We start from the raw sequence: 15,453 nt of genomic DNA on the forward strand, positions 1-15,453 counted from the left end.
GCCTATTCCAGCAGTTCGGCGACCTCCGCGTGACCCGCCGCGAGGGCCAGATCGTGCGCACGGTGGCGGTCCTGGTTGCGGAGCCACTTGTCGGCGCCGGCCTCGAGCAGCAGGCGGACCACCTCGACACGGTTGGCCTGCGCCGCGAGCATCAGCGCCGAGTTGCGCTTTTCGTTGCGCAGATCGATGTCCACCCCGGCCTTCAGAAGGCGGCGGACCGCGTCCAGATTGCCCTGTTGCGCCGCGATCAGCAAAGGCGTGTTGCCGGTGGAGGTGGCGAGGTTGGCATCGGCGCCCCCGGCCAGGAGCAGCTTCGCCGTCTCCGTCTGGTCGAAGCGGAGCGCGGCATGCAGCGGCGCCTCACCGGCATGGTCCGCCTGATCGAGCCCGAGCCCGTTTTCGATCAGCAAGGCCGTCGCGGGCGCGTTGCCAGAGGCGGCCGCATGCCACAGCGCGCCCCGGCCGTCTTCGTCCAGAAGATCGAACGGCAGGCCGTGATCGGACAGCAGGCGCAAGAGCTCGGGCCCGCTGCTGCGCGCCGCGGCCATGAGCAGGCGTGACTGGTGCTCGGGGTTCTGGACGGACAGGTCCTCGCCCGCCAGCAGCATGGCGATGCGGGTCCGTCCGTCCGCGATCGCCAGTTGCAGGGGGCGGTTGCCCGACCTGTCGGCAAGATCGCTGCGCGCGCCCTTCATGACGAGATATTCGACGATCTCGAAATGCCCCGCGCCGGTCGCGAGCCCCAGCGCCGTCCTGCCCTCGGCATCCTGCAGGTCGGGATCGGCCCCCGCCTCGACCAGCGATCGGGCCGTGTCGAGATGCCCGGCCTCGGCCGCGTGCATCAGCGCCGTGCGCCCCTGCTTGTCGGTCTCGTCCGGTGCGGCACCCTGTTCGAGCAGTTTTCGCGCGGTCTTTACCTCGCCACGGCGCGCCGCCTCCATCAGCAGGGTCCAGCCCAGCTCGGTCGCGATCCGCGATGGCGCGAGCGTGATCGCCGGCGTCTCCCCCTCCGGCGGCGACACCGCCGCGTTCGAGGCCGGCTCGGCGGCGCGAGCATCCAGCTCCGACAGCGCCGCCCTGGCCCGGCGATGCCCCGCCTCGCTCGCGGCGGCGATCCAGCGGCGCGCCTCGGCGGCATCCTCGTCCGTACCGCGCCCCGAGAGGTAGAGGGTTCCGAGGCTGAACTGCGCCTCGACATGCCCCGCCTCGGCCGCCGTCCGGGTCAGGTCGAAGGCCATCGCCTCGTCCTGCGGCACGCCACGGCCACTCCGGTAGAGCGTGGCCAGCATGTAGTTCGCCTCGGCATTGCCGGCGGCGGCGAGCGCCGTGAGCATTTCGGCGGCCTCGGAGTAATTGCGCTGCCGCACCGCCCACTGCGCCTCCTCGAGCCGCAAGGCCGTGGTCGGGTCCGCCCCCTCCTCGGCGTGAACCGGAAAGGCCAGCAGGGCCAGTGCCAGCACGAGCGGCGATTTATGCAGTGCCATGTTTGGTCTCGATGGTGATGCCGATGGATTTCAGGAACGGGGTCGGAAGGATGCCGCCCGCGCAGACGATGACGGCGTCGTTGGGACGGCTCGTCGTCTCGCCAGATTGCTCGATCTCCACATGCGTCTCGCCGATCGCCTTGACGTTCGAGCTGAGGATCACGTCGAGGCGCTTCTCGGCCTCGGCCTCTTCGAGCCGCTTGCGGTTCTTGGGCTTCACCCGCGAGAAGGCGGCGCTGCGATAGGACAGGGTGACGTCGGTATCGGGCAGGTCCGCGATGCTGGTCGCCGCCTCGATCGCGCTGTCGCCGCCGCCCACCACCAGCACCGACTGGCCCTTGTACTGCTCGGGATCGATCAGGCGGTAGACCACCTTGCTCTGCTCCTCGCCCTCGACGCCCAGCTTGCGCGGCGTGCCGCGCCGCCCGATGGTCAAAAGCACGGCCCGGGTGCGGTAGGTGCCCTTGGTGCTGGTGACCACGAAGCCGTCGCCCTCGGGCGCGATGTCGGTGACCCGTTCCTCGTAGTTGATCTCGAGCCCGGTATCCTCGAGCACCTTGGTCCAGAACTCCATGAGCTTTTCCTTGGTGGTCTCGCGGAAATTCGCCTTGCCATAGATCGGCAGCGTCACCGGCGCGGTCATCACCAGCTTGCCGCGCGGGAAATGCGAAACCGTGCCGCCGAAGCTCTCCTGTTCGAGGATCACGTGCTTGAGCCCGTGCTGCTTGGCGCCGAGGCCGGAGGCGAAGCCCGCCGGGCCGGCGCCGACGATGACCACGTCGACCCCGCCTTCGGGCGCCTGCGGCTTCTGCTTCGCGATCTCGCCAATCGCCTGTCGGCCCTGTTCGATCGCGTTGCGGATCAGCCCCATGCCGCCGAGTTCGCCCGCGATGTAGATGCCGGGCACGTTGGTCTGGAAATCCGGCCCCACCTCGGGGATGTCGACGCCGCGCTCGGCGGTGCCGAAGACCAGGCTGATCGCATCCATCGGGCAGGCCGCCGCGCAGGCGCCGTGACCGATGCAGTTGGCGGGCTCGACCAGCTCGGCCTTGCCGTTCACAAGCCCGAGGATCTGGCCCTCGGGACAGGCGCGCACGCAGGCCCCGCAGCCGATGCACATGTTCGCGTCGATGTCCGGGTGCAGCGAGGCGGGCTGGGTCAGCCCGGCGGCCTGCGCCTCCTGCTTTTGCGTCAGCGCCCTGCGTTCGCCCCGCCGGCGCAGGACCACGAACACCACCCACACCAGCGCCAACGGCACGGCATAGATCAGGAATGTCGTATCAATCAGGGGTCCGTTCCTCTGTTCAATCCGCCCGGAGGCCCAGCTCGTCGGCCTTGGCATCGATCCGGGCAAGGGTATCGGGGAACCGGGAGAACTGTCGTAACGCACGCTCGTAGGCCGCGCGGGCCGCCTCGGGATCGTTCAGCACCATCCGCGACTGCATCAGCCGCATCCAGCCCTCGGGATCGTCCGGCGCGTCTTCGAGACGGGCCTCGAGCCCGTCCACCATGCCGGCGATCATCGCCTGCCGCTCGGCGGGCGTCATTCCCGCCGCCTGCTCGACATCCGCCCGCGTCGGACCCGGGGCGACCGGCGGGGGCGGCAGCAGCGACTCGCCATCCGGCAGCCGCCCGGCGATATCGATGCCGTGCTGGCTAGCCAGTTCGCGCACGCGCTGCAAGACACCCGGCGCCCAATCGGCGTCGGGCCGCGCATCGGCCAGCATCTCGATCCACAGGTCGATCGCCGCGCGCGGGTCGCCATCCTGCTCCAGCGCCATCCCCTTGAAAAACCGCGCGCGCGCGTCGTCGGGGTTCAGGGCCAGCGCCGCGTCGAAGGCCTCGTGCGCGGGGGTCGTGACCAGCCCGTCGGCCGCCCTCACCAGCGTCTCGCCATAATGTGACCAGAGATCGGGGTCGTCCTCGACGAGCGCCACCGCCTGCGCATAGGCCTTCGCGGCCTCGGCATGGCGCCCGGTGTTGAAGTAGGACCAGCCCAGCATCCGCCAGCCCTCGGCGTCATCGGGCGTCTCGCGCAGCCGCGCGACGAGACTGGCGATCGCGCCGTCGACGCTGCCGGCGGGCTGGGACATCTCCGCCTGCACCGGGCTCGCGGGCGACACCGTGGCGGTCGCGGGCGCGGGCGCGACCGGCTGGGCGAGGCTGGCCATCGGCAGGTGCGGCGCCGCCGGCAGATCGGGCCGACCGATCGAGAGGTAGAGCGCGGCCGAACCGATCACCACCCATCCCGAGACGACCGCGACCGCGACCAGCCGCACCTTGTCAGGGGCCTCGCCCAGCGCAAAGCGCGGCGCCCGGGACGCCGCGACGATCCGCCGTTCGATCTCGGTGCGCGCCGATTGTGCCTCCTGCGGGGCGAGCAGCCCCTGCGCCACCTCGGCCTCGATCGCCTCGATCTGGCTGCGCGCCACAGCGATCGACTGGTCGCTGCTGCCCGGACCGCCCATCCGGCGTCGCAGGAACGGGGCGACCACCAGCGTGGCCGCCACCGAGATCATGGCCGTCAAGATGATCCACAGCGTCATGGTCCGTCCCCCTGTGCCGCGCCCTGCCCCGCTCCCTGCCCGAGCGCCCGCGCGAGTATCGCTCTCTCGTCCTCCGACAGGGCCTCGGGCTCGGGCGACGGTCTCTTGTGTCGCCAGAGGATCGAGAACCCGGCGAAGGCCGCGCCCAGCATCAGCGCCGGTGCCAGCCACAGCAGCAGCGTATTCGCGCCGATCTGCGGCCGCAGCAGGATGTAGGCGCCATAGCGGGCCACGAGGTAGTCGATCACCTCGGCGTCGCTGTCGCCCGCCACCAGCCGCTCGCGGATCAGCACCCGCAAGTCGCGCGCGAGCTCGGCGTTGGAATCATCGATCGATTGGTTGCGGCAGACCGGGCAGCGCATCTCGAGGCTCAACGCCCGCGCCCGCTGCTCCAGCGCCGGGTCGGCGAGCATCTCGTCGGGCTGCACGGCAGGCGCGGCGAGCGGAGCGAGGGCGCAGAGACAGGCGACGGCCAGTGCCCGCGCGAGCTGCCGCGGGCCGGTCATGACGGTTTCTCGATTTCGCGGATCAGGGGTTTGAGAACCTCCTGCCAGACCTGCTCGGTCAGGGCGCCGACATGGCGATAGCGGATGCGGCCCTCGGCATCGACGAGATAGGTCTCGGGCACGCCGGTCACGGCGAGTTGCGCGCCGAGCCTGCCTGCGGCATCCTCGCCCGTGGCGACATAGGGGTCGCCGTGCCGGTCGAGGAACCTCCGCCCAGCACCGGGCCGATCCCTCCAGTTCAGGCCGTAGAGCGCGACCTCCTCCTCCTCGGCCAGACGCATCAGCATCGGGTGTTCGCTGAGACAGACCGCGCACCACGAGGCGAAGACGTTGATCAGCGCCACCTCGCCCCGGATGTCCGAGGCCGCAAGCCCGCGCTCGTCGCCGATGAGCGGCGGCTGCGCGAATTCCGGCAGCGGGCGGTCGAGATACCCCTCGCCGGCCACCTCGCGGCCGCCCGACGACGCCAGAGCGAGCAGCGCCCCGCCGATCAGCACGAAGACGGCGACCGGGATCAGCACGGATTTGCGGATGCCACCTGCCATCACGCCTCCACGCCTTGGGGGCGCCCCAGCGATCGCTGGGGCGCGCCGATGCGCATCCGGCGGTCGCTGAGCGACACGAAGCCGCCCGCCGCCATGCTCAGCGGGCCGAGCCAGATCAGCAGCGCCAGCGGGTGGTGGTAGAGCCGCACCACCCATTGCCCGCCATCATTCGGCTCGCCGATCGCGACGTAGAGGTTCGAGAGCACCACCGCCCGGATGCCGGCCTCCGTGGTGGTGTTGCGGCTCACCGTGTAGAAGCGTCGTTCCGAGGTCATGACGGCAAAGGGCTCGCCGTCGCGCTCGATCGTGAACCGGCCCTGCTCGGCGATGAAGTTCTCGCCATTGAGCTGCTCGACCCGGTCGAGGCTGACCTCGTAACCGGCCAGCGCCACCCGGTCGCCCGGTGACATGGAGAGAATCCGCTCCTCCTGAAAGGCGGTGACGCCGGTGATGCCGGCCACGAGAAGGCCGAGGCCCGCATGCGCCATCACCATCCCGTAGACCGAGCGCGGTACCTTGCGGGCGAGCGTCGCGCTGCGGCGCCACGGCTCGCGAAACAGCCGGATCCAGAGCGCCAGCGCCCAGAGCGACGCGGCCACCAGCCATGCCGCGAGGCCGAATGCCGCCGCCGCGAAGGGATGCGCGCCGCCGCCCGCGACGAAGACCGCCAGCGCCACGACCAGCGCCACCGCCGCGGGCGGCCGCAGCTGGCCCAGCGCCCGGCGCAGGCTGTCGCGCTTCCACCGCAGGATCGGACCCACCGCGACGGCGACGAGCAGCGGGATCATCAGCGGCACGAAGGTCTGGTTGAAATAGGGCGGACCGACGGAGATCTTGTCCGGCCCCAGCAGTTCGACGGCCAGCGGGTAGAAGGTGCCGACGAAGACCGTGCCGGCCGCCACCACCAGAAAGATGTTGTTCAGGATCAGCCCGCCTTCGCGGCTGACCGGGGCGAACACGGCCGGCCGGTCGAAGGACCCGGCCCGCATCGCGAACAGGACCAGCCCGCCGCCGGTGGCGGCGAACAGGATCGCCAGAACCCCCATGCCCCGCGACGGGTCGGTCGCGAAGGCGTGCACGCTGGTCAGGAGCCCCGAGCGCACCAGGAACGTCCCCACCAAGCTCAGCGAGAAGGTCAGGATCGCCAGCAGCACGGTCCAGACGATCAGCGTCTGTCGTCGCTCGACCACGAGCGCGGAATGCAGCAGCGCAGTGCCCACGATCCACGGCATGAAGCTCGCGTTCTCGACCGGGTCCCAGAACCACCAGCCGCCCCAGCCCAGCTCGTAATAGGCCCAGAAGCTGCCCAGCGTGATGCCGATGGTCAGAAAGCACCACGCAGCGAGCACCCAAGGCCGCACGAAGCGCGCCCAGCTGGCATCGACCCTGCCCTCGATCAGCGCGGCGATGGCGAAGGCGAAGGTCACCGAGAAGCCGACATAGCCGAGATAGAGAAACGGCGGGTGGATCGCGAGGCCCACATCCTGCAACAGCGGGTTCAGCTCCTGCCCGTCGGCGGGCGCCGGGGACACCCGCGCGAATGGGTTGGAGGTGAAAATCATCAGCGCGAGGAACGCCGCCGAGATCATGCCCTGCACCGCAAGGACGCGCGCCTTGAGCGTGGCGGGCAGGTTGTCGCCCCTGAGCCCCAGCGCCGCGCCGAACAGCGTCAGGATCAGCACCCACAAAAGCAGCGATCCCTCGTGGTTGCCCCAGACGCCGGTCACCTTGAACAGCATCGGCATCGCGGAGTTCGAATGCATGACGACGACGCGCAGCGACAGGTCGGTGACCATGAAGGCGCGGACCAGCGCCGCGAAGGCGACGACCACGAAGCCGAGCTGCACCACCGCAGCGGCATCCGCAAACGACATGAGCTGGGTTTCGCCCCGCTTGGCGCCGATCAGGGGAACGACCGATTGCGCGAGCGCGATCATCAGCGCCAGCACCAAGGCGAACAGTCCGATCTCCGCCACCATCGCCGATCACCCCCGATCCTTCGGCGGCGCCTGACGGCGGCTTCGCGGTGCTTTGCCGGTCGTCGAGGCCACGCAAGGCGGCGCTCCGTAGGTTCCTCCCGACCGGAGCGCGTTGAGGCATTCTTCGCCCATAACGAAGTTTTGTCCAGAAATCCGGCTTGAAGCTGCGCAATTTTGCGCCAGTTTCCGCCGCGACCCGGCCGCGCGCGCGCGTAAACCCGCCGGAATCGGAACATCGACACGGCCGAAGTGGCGCGACCCGCGCGGAGCCATTACGCGGCCTCGGTCGATATCACATGTTCCCTGCCCCGAGGCCCGTAGATGACTGCAACACTCGTCGGAACTGCCGGAGTGGATCCGGGTGCCAGCCCGTCTGGCGGAGAGGCGACCCAGCCCAAGAGCAAGAAACTGAAGGCCCAGCGGCGGACCTCGGGTGCGTTCGAGCTGCCGGTGATGCTGACGCTCTCCTTCCTCGTCCTTGGCTATGCCTGGACCCGGCGGCTGGAGGGCGATCTCACGGCCGAGACGGGGCTTGGGTATTTCCTCGGGATCGGCGGCGCGCTGGCGATGCTGACCCTGCTGCTCTACCCGCTGCGCAAGCGGTTCGCCGGGCTGCGCTTCATCGGCAATGTCCGCAACTGGTTCAGGATCCACATGATGCTGGGCATCATCGGCCCGGTGCTGATCATCCTGCACTCCAACTTCACGCTCGGGTCGCTCAACAGCACGATGGCCTTCTTTGCCATGCTGGTGGTGGCGGGCAGCGGCCTGATCGGACGCCTGTTCTATTCGCGCATCCACAAGGGGCTCTACGGGCGGCGGGCCTCGGTGCGGGAATACCTGAACGACATGGAGGACCTGAAACACGAGTTCGACACGGACATGCCCGACCCGTCATGGCTTCTGGAGACGTTGAAGGACTACGAGACGCGCCGCCTCACCCCGTCGCAGGATCTGTGGTCGAACCTCCATCGCACGCTCACCGGACCGGTCTCGCGCTATCGGCTGCGGCGCGACGTGATGCGGCGCTACGCCCAGCTGCTCGGACGCAAGGACGGCCCCAGGCGCGACCGCAGCGCCTTGGTGAAGCAGCACCTCGACAGCTATCTCCATGCCGTCGCGCGGGCCCAGTCCTTCGCGCTCTATGAGCGGCTGTTCGCGCTCTGGCACCTATTTCACCTTCCGCTGTTCGTGATCCTCGTCTTTGCTGCTATCGTGCATGTCGTGGGGGTTCATCTGTATTGAATGTACCTTGTTAGCAGCATAACGCTCCGCGCCGTCCGCCAGGTTCTGGCCGGGGTCTTCCTGCTGCTGATGCCCACCCCCTCCCTCGCACAATCCCTGCTCGAACGGCTGGTCATGCCGGGCGATCTCATCGAGGGGCATGCCGAGCTGGAGGACGACTGCTCGAACTGCCATGTCTCCTTCTCGGAGGAAGGCGAATCCGAACTCTGCCTCGACTGCCACGAACTGGTCGATCGCGACATCGCCGAGCGGCGCGGCTTTCACGGCCGCAGGCAGGAGGTGCTGGAGCAGGAATGCCGGTACTGCCACACCGATCATGACGGGCGCGACGCCGATATCGTGCAGCTCGACACGGAAACCTTCGATCACACCGATACCGATTTCATGCTCGAAGGCGCGCATGCGATCCTGCCCTGCGCCTCCTGCCATGCGGACGAGGCCAAGTTCCGTGAGGCGCCGAACGACTGCGTCGGTTGCCACGAGGAGGACCAGCCGCATCAGGGGCGCCTCGGAACCGACTGCGCCGCCTGCCATGCCGAGACGGGCTGGGCCGAGCTGAAGCCCTTCGACCATTCCGAAACCGGCTTCGCGCTCGCGGGGGCACATGCGGAGGTGACCTGCACGTCCTGCCATGTCGGCGAGGTCTATGAGGGGCTGCCGACGGACTGCATCGGCTGCCACCAGATACAGGACGTGCATGCGGGGCGGTTCGGCGAGGAATGCGACACCTGCCACGTGGTCGAGGCCTGGACCGAGGTCAAGTTCGATCACGACCGAGACACCGAGTTCAGCTTGGTCGGTGCCCATGAGGATGCGGCTTGCGAAGCCTGTCACGCGACCAACGCCTTCGCCGAGGATCTCGCCACCGACTGCTTTGGCTGCCACGAGGCCGACGACGCGCATGAGGGTCAGCTCGGCGAGGCCTGCGACACCTGCCACGCGCCGACCGGGTGGGCCGTCGACGTCGCCTTCGACCACGACATCACCCGCTTTCCCCTGCTCGGGCTGCACACGCTCGTGCCTTGCGAGGGCTGCCATCTCGACCCCGCCTTCCGCTCGGCCAAGCCTTCCTGCGCGAGCTGCCACCAGGATGACGACATCCACGAGGGAAGCCTCTCCGACCAGTGCGAGACCTGCCACAATCCGAATGGCTGGGAGTTCTGGACCTTCGACCACGACACCGAAACCGACTTCGCCCTCACCGGCGCGCATCAGGGCGTGAGCTGCGGATCGTGCCATACCGAGGCCGCGGCCACGAGCATGGCGATCTCCCGGGATTGCGTGTCCTGCCATGCCGAGGACGACGTCCATGACGGCCGGTTCGGCAAGAACTGCAGCGCCTGCCACGACACGCAGGGCTTCGAGGACGCCCGGCTGCGATGATCGGCGCGGCCGCGTGGCGGCGGGCCTTCCTCCGCACCTGACAGATGGGCGCGAGAGCCGTTGCCGCCAGGCGGGCCTGCTCGGAGAGGGACGCTTCTGGCCAGGAGGTGCCGACGTTTCGGCAGCGCCGCGCACCCGCCAAGCGTTGCCGTTTTGGCATCGGCCTAGCCGGAATTCTCTTCTTTATTGGATCACCCTGCGGCTCGATAGTCGCCTCGTGACCCGGAGGAGCACCCCCATGGCCTATGTGATCGCGGAGCCCTGCATCGACATCAAGGATGGCGCCTGCACGCTGGCCTGCCCGGCGGACTGCATCTACGAAGGCGGGCGGATGTTCTACATCCACCCCGAGGAATGCATCAATTGCGGGCTGTGCCTGTCGATCTGCCCGGTCGACGCGATCCATTATGACCGGGAACTGCCGGAGGCCGCGCGCCCCTTCGAGGCCATCAACCGCGAATTCTTCGGCGCGGAGGTCAGCGGGCTCGGCGATCCCGGCGGCTGGGACAAGTCGGTCTCGACCGATGCGGACCACCCTCTCGTCGCGGCCTATCCGAAATCCGAACGCCAGACAGCCTGAGGTGCAGATGTTCCCCAAACGACCGCGCGGCGTCATTGCCGCGATCGCTACCGCCCTGACCGAAGACGGACGCCCCGATCCGGCGCCGATGCTGCGCCATGCGCGCTGGCTTCTGGACAATGGCTGCGACGCGCTCAACCTTCTCGGCACCACCGGCGAGGCCAGCTCGCTGCCCGCTCCCGCGCGGATGGAGCTGATGAGCGTCCTTGCCCGCGAGATCGCCCCCGCCCGCATGATGGTCGGCACCGGCTGCCCGGATCTCGCCACCACCGTGACGTTGACCCGGCACGCGGCCGAGCTGGGCTTTGCCGCGGCGCTGGTGCTGCCGCCCTATTACTACAAGGGCGTCGACGAGGCCGGGCTGCACGCGTATTTCGAGCGGCTGATGGAGGCGACGGCGGACCGGCCGATCCCGATCTATCTCTACAATTTCCCGCAGATGACCGGGCTTCGCTTCGAGCCGGGCTTCGCGGCCTGGCTCAAGGCCAGCTTCCCGGACCGGATCGCCGGGGCCAAGGACAGCTCCGGCGATCTCGACTACGCCGCCGAGCTTGCGCGGATCGGGGGTTTCGACGTGTTTCCGAGCGACGAGGCCGCGCTCGCGCAATGCGAGGCGCGCGGCTTTGCGGGCTGCATCTCGGCCACCGTCAATCTCACCGCGCCGCTGGCGCAGCGGCTCTGGACCGATCCCGCGGACGCCGCCCTTGCGAATGAGGTCGGCCGCCGCCGCCGCGCCATCGCGGCGACGCCGTTGATCCCCAGCGTCAAGGCGCTGGTCGCGCGGCTGCACGACCTGCCGGGCTATGCCCGCGTGCTGCTGCCGCTTGCCCCGCTCACCGATGAACAGGCACGGGCCCTGCCCGAGCTGTCCCCGCACGCCGCCGAGCCGGCCTGAGCGACAATTTTCCAGAACGACAGGACAGACCAGATGAAGATGAACGACGTGACCAAGCAGCACCGCAACCTGATCGCGGGCGAATGGGTCGAGGGCGCGGACGTCAACGAGAACCGCAACCCCGCCAATACCGACGAGATCGTAGGGCTTTATGCCCGCGCCTCCAAGGACGACGCCAAGCGCGCCATCGCCGCGGCCCGCGCCGCCTTTCCCGCCTGGAGCCGCTCCGGTCCACAGCAGCGCCATGACCTGCTGAGGAAGGTCTCGGACACCATCGCCGCGCGTGCCGAGGAGCTGGGCGAACTTCTGGCCCGCGAGGAGGGCAAGACCTTTGCCGAGGCCAAGGGCGAGGTGATGCGCGCCTCCCAGGTCTTCGGCTTCTTCGCGGGCGAGACGCTGCGCCAGACCGGCGACGCGATCGACAGCGTGCGCCCCGGCGTCGAGGTCATGGTGCAGCGCGAGGCGCTGGGCGTGATCGGGCTGATCACCCCGTGGAACTTCCCCATCGCGATCCCGGCCTGGAAGATCGCCCCGGCGCTGGCCTATGGCAACTGCGTGGTTCTCAAGCCCGCCGATCTGACGCCGGGCTGCGCCTGGGCGCTCGCGGAGATCCTCCACGAGGCGGGCGTGCCCGAGGGCGTGTTCAACCTCGTCATGGGCCGCGGCTCGGAGGTCGGCGCCGAGATCCTCGACAACCCCGAGATCGACGCGGTAAGCTTTACCGGCTCGGTCGAGACCGGGCGCATGGTCGCGGAGAAATGCGTGGCGCAGATGAAGAAGGTGCAGCTCGAGATGGGCGGCAAGAACCCTCTCGTGGTGCTCGACGACGCCGATCTCGACACGGCGGTGAACTGCGCGCTGAACGGTGCCTTCTTCTCGACCGGCCAGCGCTGCACCGCCTCGTCGCGACTGATCGTGACCGAGGGCATCCATGACCGTTTCGTCGAGGCGCTGACCGAGAAGCTCAAGGCGCTCAAGGTCGGCGACCCGATGGACGATGCTGTCCATATCGGCCCGGTGGTCGATGAGAACCAGCTCGAACAGAATAAGCGTTACGTGAAGATCGGCCAGGACGAAGGCGCCACACTGGTCTGCGGCGGCGAGGTGATCGAAGGGCCGACGCCCGGCCACTTCATGACGCCCGCGCTCTTTACGAACACCACCAACGAGATGCGCATCAACCGCGAGGAAATCTTCGGCCCCGTCGCCACCGTCATCAAGGTCGCCGACTACGACGAGGCGCTGCGCGTGGCCAACGACACCGATTTCGGCCTCTCCGCCGGGATCTGCACCACCAGCCTCGGTCGCGCCGCGCATTTCCGCCGCCACGCCGAAGCCGGCATGGTGATGGTCAACCTGCCGACGGCGGGCGTCGATTACCACACGCCGTTCGGCGGGCGTAAGGGATCGAGCTACGGCCCGCGCGAGCAGGGGCAATACGCGCGCGAATTCTACACCACGGTCAAGACCACCTACATCCAGGCCTGACCGGCACGGCGTCACCACCTCCTCCCGGTGACCCCCGGCGCGCGCCCGCTTCCCCGCGGCGCGCGCCTTTTTCGATGCGGCCCTGCCATGGCGAGCGCGTGCTATGCTGGGGAGGGACCGGGGCGTCCAGCCCCGCGCATCGAGGCGAGGGAGGTCCAGCCATGATCATGCGGATATTTCAGGTCGTGACCCGGCCCGGCAAGGAAGCGGCTTTCGAACGCTTTTTCCGCGAGACGGCGATCCCGCTCATGCGGGCCACGGACGGTCTCGTGCAGGTGCTGCCCGGCGCCGCGCGCCCCGACAGCCCGCGCGAATTCGCCTTCGTGATGATCTGGCGCGATCTCGACGCGCTCCGGGCCTTCGCGGGCGAGGATTACACGCAGCCCCATGTCGACCCGGCCGAGGCCGAGCTGGTCGAGTCCCGCAGCATCCGCCATTACGACCTGGTCGAGGTCTGAGCCGCCCGCCTCAGCTTTGCGCGTAATGCGCCTTCGTCAGCGCCGCGATCCGCGCGACATCGACCCGCAGCGCGTCGAGACGCGGCAGGTCGGCGCGGGCCTGCGCCATCAGCTCGGCCAGGGCCGCATCGGCATCGAAGCCGGTGAGCGCCCCGTCGCGCAGCACCGCGCGGCCCGCGACCACGAGATCGCGGACATGGCGCGCGCCCATCCGGGCCAGCAGCCTCTCGCCCGGCGCGTCGTCGGGCCACAGCGCCTCGGCGCTCAGCGTGGCCCAGTCGAGCGTCACCACGTCGGCCCCTTCCGGCATCGCGCCGATATCGGCATTGGTCCTGCAGGCCGCGTCGAAGACGGCGGCCACGGGCATCTCGGTTTCCAGCCCCCGCCCCGCCTGCAGCAAGCCGAAGAGCCGCATCTCGGCCCAGATGTCCTGCGCGTCGTCGAACCCGGTGCCGTCGAGGCCGATGCCGGTCGCCACGCGCGCGCGGACCGCGCCGGGCAGGATGCCCGATCGCAGCCGCAGATTGGCCGAGGGGTTCGAGGCGAGCCGCACGCCGCGTTCGGCCAGAAGCTCCGCCTCGGCCTCGGTCAATTGCACGCCATGCGCCACGGTGAGGCGCGGCGACAGGAACCCGATCGCGTCGAGATGCGCGACCACCCCGCCCGGAAAGCGCCGGTCGAGCCAGTCGCGCTGGCGCGGGCTTTCCAGCAGATGCATGTGGATGCGCCGGTCGTGGCGCTCGGAGGCCTCGGCCACCGCCTCCAGCATCGCGTCCGAGCACCATTGCGGGCCGATGGGGCCGAGCTGCACGTCGACCATCGGCCCGGCATGGCGCCGGGCGATCTCCTCCACGGCGGCGATCTGCTGGGGGATCGGCGCATAGCGCGGCAGCAGCCCGTCGAGCCAATCCGCATCGGCAGCATCGAGGCTCTGCCGGTAGGCCTCCGCCCCGCCATAGACCAGTGGCGAGGCATCGAGCAGCGGACAGCTCAGCGCCAGCCGGATCCCGACATCACGCGCCGCGCGGACCACCTCGCCCGCCTCCTCGACCAGCCGGTCGGCATTGAGCGAGTTATGGCAATGCACGGTGCCCGCGCAGCCGGCGCGGGCCAGCCGCGAAAAGGCGACCAGCGCCTCGAGATAGGGATCGGTGCGCGGCCTGAGCCGCAGCCCGGCGATCCACGGCTCCAGCGCGTCGTCATTCGCCCCGAAATCGAGCGTGCGGATGCCGTAGCCATGATCGTGCCCGTTGATCGGCGCGGGCAGCGCCATCAGCCCGGTGCCGCCCTGCCCCGGCACCGCCTGCGGTTCGGGGCCGAAGGTGATGCGGCGCGGCCCCTCGGGGGCGCCGTGCCCGGGGCGCGGCCACCAGCGGTCGACCTCGAGCGCGAGGCTCACGCGCCTTCCAGCGCGTTGAACTTGCGCATCCACGGCGCGTCGCGCAGCTCCTCCAGCCCCTCGGTCAGCTGCGCGACGAGGGCCTCGGCGGCCTGCGTCAGCTTGCGGCGGCGCGGCACCAGAAGCCCCAGTTCCAGGCCCCCGAGGCGCGTGCCCGCGAGCGGTACCGCGGCGATGCTGCCTTCGGTGAGTTCGCGCACCATGCCCAGCGGCGTGTAGAAGGCGACACCGTCGCCTTCGAGGATCAGCGGCTTGAGCATCAGCAGGTTGTTGGAGGCCGCCAGCACCCGGCCGGTGCGGTTGAGCACCGACAGTTCCATCTCGATCAACGAGCGGATCGGCGCGGTGTCGAGCTGCAAGAGCAGGTTGTAGGCGGCGCAGTCGGCCAGGGTCACCGAGGCGCGATCCGCCAGCGGGTGGTCCTTGGCGACCATCGCCATCAGCGGCATCGGGATCGGCGAGATGAACTCGGTGTCCTCTGGCCGCGCGAGGCTGAAGGTGATGCCGAGATCGGCCTCGCCCTCGGCGACCATGGTGGCGACGGTGCCATGCGCGCCGGTGCGCACCCGGAAATCGACCTTGGGATGGGCCTTGTGATAGCGGCTCACCTGCTCGGGCAGGAAGCTCACCAGCAGGCTGTCGAGCGAGGCGATCGAGACGGTGCCGGTCTTTTCGCCCCTGAGCGCGCCCAGCTCGCCCTTGAGCACCTCGAAATCGTTCAAGGTCTGATCGGCATGGGCCAAGAGCCGCTTGCCCGCCTGCGTCAGCCGCAAGCCCCCCGGCAGCCGCTCGAACAGCGGCGTGCCGAGCTCGTCCTCGACCTTCTGGATCTGCCGGCTGATCGCGGAGGAGGCGACATGCAGCTGCTCGGAGGCCGCGCGGATCGATCCCGCGCGGGCCACCACCGTGAAATAGCGCAGGAAGGCTGCGTGCATGTCGTCTCTC

At 69.3% G+C, this 15,453-nt stretch carries 14 protein-coding genes; 6 read left to right on the plus strand and 8 right to left on the minus strand.

The features are described 5' to 3' along the window. Positions 1-2: 2 nt before the first annotated feature. From ACRAQ3_RS08855 to ACRAQ3_RS08880, 6 genes are read right to left on the minus strand one after another with little or no spacing between them, the layout of a single operon-like run. Entirely contained in the window at positions 3-1,484 is a 1,482-nt protein-coding gene (locus ACRAQ3_RS08855; protein WP_432254362.1) for an ankyrin repeat domain-containing protein, read from the minus strand. Then, positions 1,471-2,826, minus strand: a complete 1,356-nt coding sequence (locus ACRAQ3_RS08860; protein ID WP_432254363.1) for an NAD(P)-binding domain-containing protein — start codon at positions 2,824-2,826, stop codon at positions 1,471-1,473. Before ACRAQ3_RS08860 ends, ACRAQ3_RS08855 begins: the two co-directional genes overlap by 14 nt. Continuing rightward, entirely contained in the window at positions 2,789-4,030 is a 1,242-nt protein-coding gene (ccmI, locus tag ACRAQ3_RS08865; protein WP_432254364.1) for a c-type cytochrome biogenesis protein CcmI, read from the minus strand. Before ccmI ends, ACRAQ3_RS08860 begins: the two co-directional genes overlap by 38 nt. Next, entirely contained in the window at positions 4,027-4,536 is a 510-nt protein-coding gene (locus ACRAQ3_RS08870) for a cytochrome c-type biogenesis protein (RefSeq protein ID WP_432254365.1), read from the minus strand. The genes ccmI and ACRAQ3_RS08870 overlap by 4 nt, the downstream gene beginning before the upstream one ends. Further along, positions 4,533-5,081 (minus strand): DsbE family thiol:disulfide interchange protein, encoded by a 549-nt coding sequence (locus tag ACRAQ3_RS08875; protein WP_432254366.1) that lies wholly within the window; start codon positions 5,079-5,081, stop codon positions 4,533-4,535. The genes ACRAQ3_RS08870 and ACRAQ3_RS08875 overlap by 4 nt, the downstream gene beginning before the upstream one ends. Further along, positions 5,081-7,060 (minus strand): heme lyase CcmF/NrfE family subunit, encoded by a 1,980-nt coding sequence (locus ACRAQ3_RS08880; RefSeq protein WP_432254367.1) that lies wholly within the window; start codon positions 7,058-7,060, stop codon positions 5,081-5,083. The genes ACRAQ3_RS08875 and ACRAQ3_RS08880 overlap by 1 nt, the downstream gene beginning before the upstream one ends. Positions 7,061-7,381: 321 nt before the next feature. Between ACRAQ3_RS08880 and ACRAQ3_RS08885 the strand changes: the two genes are divergently transcribed. The 6 genes from ACRAQ3_RS08885 to ACRAQ3_RS08910 all read left to right on the plus strand — a co-directional run bounded on the left by ACRAQ3_RS08885 (position 7,382) and on the right by ACRAQ3_RS08910 (position 13,109). After that, the gene (locus ACRAQ3_RS08885) at positions 7,382-8,305 is read left to right on the plus strand and encodes a hypothetical protein (RefSeq protein ID WP_432254368.1); all 924 of its coding nucleotides are present in this window, start codon (positions 7,382-7,384) and stop codon (positions 8,303-8,305) included. A gap of 69 nt (positions 8,306-8,374) precedes the next feature. Beyond that, positions 8,375-9,688 carry a cytochrome c3 family protein gene (locus ACRAQ3_RS08890; protein WP_432254369.1) on the plus strand — a complete coding sequence of 438 codons (1,314 nt, stop codon included), beginning with the start codon at positions 8,375-8,377 and terminating at the stop codon, positions 9,686-9,688. A 238-nt stretch (positions 9,689-9,926) separates the two neighbouring features. Continuing rightward, the gene (gene fdxA, locus ACRAQ3_RS08895; protein WP_085897839.1) at positions 9,927-10,268 is read left to right on the plus strand and encodes a ferredoxin; all 342 of its coding nucleotides are present in this window, start codon (positions 9,927-9,929) and stop codon (positions 10,266-10,268) included. A gap of 7 nt (positions 10,269-10,275) precedes the next feature. Continuing rightward, a complete protein-coding gene (locus ACRAQ3_RS08900) occupies positions 10,276-11,163 on the plus strand; it encodes a dihydrodipicolinate synthase family protein (protein ID WP_432254370.1) in 888 nt (295 codons plus the stop codon). A gap of 33 nt (positions 11,164-11,196) precedes the next feature. Continuing rightward, a complete protein-coding gene (locus ACRAQ3_RS08905) occupies positions 11,197-12,651 on the plus strand; it encodes an aldehyde dehydrogenase family protein (RefSeq protein WP_432254371.1) in 1,455 nt (484 codons plus the stop codon). A gap of 161 nt (positions 12,652-12,812) precedes the next feature. Then, positions 12,813-13,109: a putative quinol monooxygenase gene (locus ACRAQ3_RS08910; RefSeq protein ID WP_432254372.1), complete on the plus strand. Its 297-nt coding sequence runs from the start codon at positions 12,813-12,815 to the stop codon at positions 13,107-13,109. Between the two features lie 10 nt (positions 13,110-13,119). On the opposite strand, the gene ACRAQ3_RS08915 is transcribed toward ACRAQ3_RS08910, so the two are convergent. Both ACRAQ3_RS08915 and ACRAQ3_RS08920 read right to left on the minus strand, forming a co-directional pair. Continuing rightward, positions 13,120-14,508, minus strand: a complete 1,389-nt coding sequence (locus tag ACRAQ3_RS08915; RefSeq protein ID WP_432254373.1) for an amidohydrolase family protein — start codon at positions 14,506-14,508, stop codon at positions 13,120-13,122. After that, a complete protein-coding gene (locus ACRAQ3_RS08920; RefSeq protein ID WP_269397107.1) occupies positions 14,505-15,443 on the minus strand; it encodes a LysR family transcriptional regulator in 939 nt (312 codons plus the stop codon). The genes ACRAQ3_RS08915 and ACRAQ3_RS08920 overlap by 4 nt, the downstream gene beginning before the upstream one ends. Positions 15,444-15,453: the final 10 nt, after the last annotated feature.

The sequence above is a fragment of the Limimaricola sp. AA108-03 genome (assembly GCF_050847355.1).
GTDB lineage: Bacteria > Pseudomonadota > Alphaproteobacteria > Rhodobacterales > Rhodobacteraceae > Limimaricola.

Coding starts and splice junctions, on each gene's coding strand:
- ccmI (WP_432254364.1), bottom strand. CDS start 4,030: ATGACGCTGTGGATCATCTTGACGGCCATGATCTCGGTGGCGGCCACG.
- ACRAQ3_RS08900 (WP_432254370.1), top strand. CDS start 10,276: ATGTTCCCCAAACGACCGCGCGGCGTCATTGCCGCGATCGCTACCGCC.
- ACRAQ3_RS08905 (WP_432254371.1), top strand. CDS start 11,197: ATGAAGATGAACGACGTGACCAAGCAGCACCGCAACCTGATCGCGGGC.
- ACRAQ3_RS08910 (WP_432254372.1), top strand. CDS start 12,813: ATGATCATGCGGATATTTCAGGTCGTGACCCGGCCCGGCAAGGAAGCG.
- ACRAQ3_RS08920 (WP_269397107.1), bottom strand. CDS start 15,443: ATGCACGCAGCCTTCCTGCGCTATTTCACGGTGGTGGCCCGCGCGGGA.
- ACRAQ3_RS08880 (WP_432254367.1), bottom strand. CDS start 7,060: ATGGTGGCGGAGATCGGACTGTTCGCCTTGGTGCTGGCGCTGATGATC.
- fdxA (WP_085897839.1), top strand. CDS start 9,927: ATGGCCTATGTGATCGCGGAGCCCTGCATCGACATCAAGGATGGCGCC.
- ACRAQ3_RS08885 (WP_432254368.1), top strand. CDS start 7,382: ATGACTGCAACACTCGTCGGAACTGCCGGAGTGGATCCGGGTGCCAGC.
- ACRAQ3_RS08875 (WP_432254366.1), bottom strand. CDS start 5,081: ATGGCAGGTGGCATCCGCAAATCCGTGCTGATCCCGGTCGCCGTCTTC.
- ACRAQ3_RS08860 (WP_432254363.1), bottom strand. CDS start 2,826: ATGCCAAGGCCGACGAGCTGGGCCTCCGGGCGGATTGAACAGAGGAAC.
- ACRAQ3_RS08890 (WP_432254369.1), top strand. CDS start 8,375: ATGCCCACCCCCTCCCTCGCACAATCCCTGCTCGAACGGCTGGTCATG.
- ACRAQ3_RS08855 (WP_432254362.1), bottom strand. CDS start 1,484: ATGGCACTGCATAAATCGCCGCTCGTGCTGGCACTGGCCCTGCTGGCC.
- ACRAQ3_RS08870 (WP_432254365.1), bottom strand. CDS start 4,536: ATGACCGGCCCGCGGCAGCTCGCGCGGGCACTGGCCGTCGCCTGTCTC.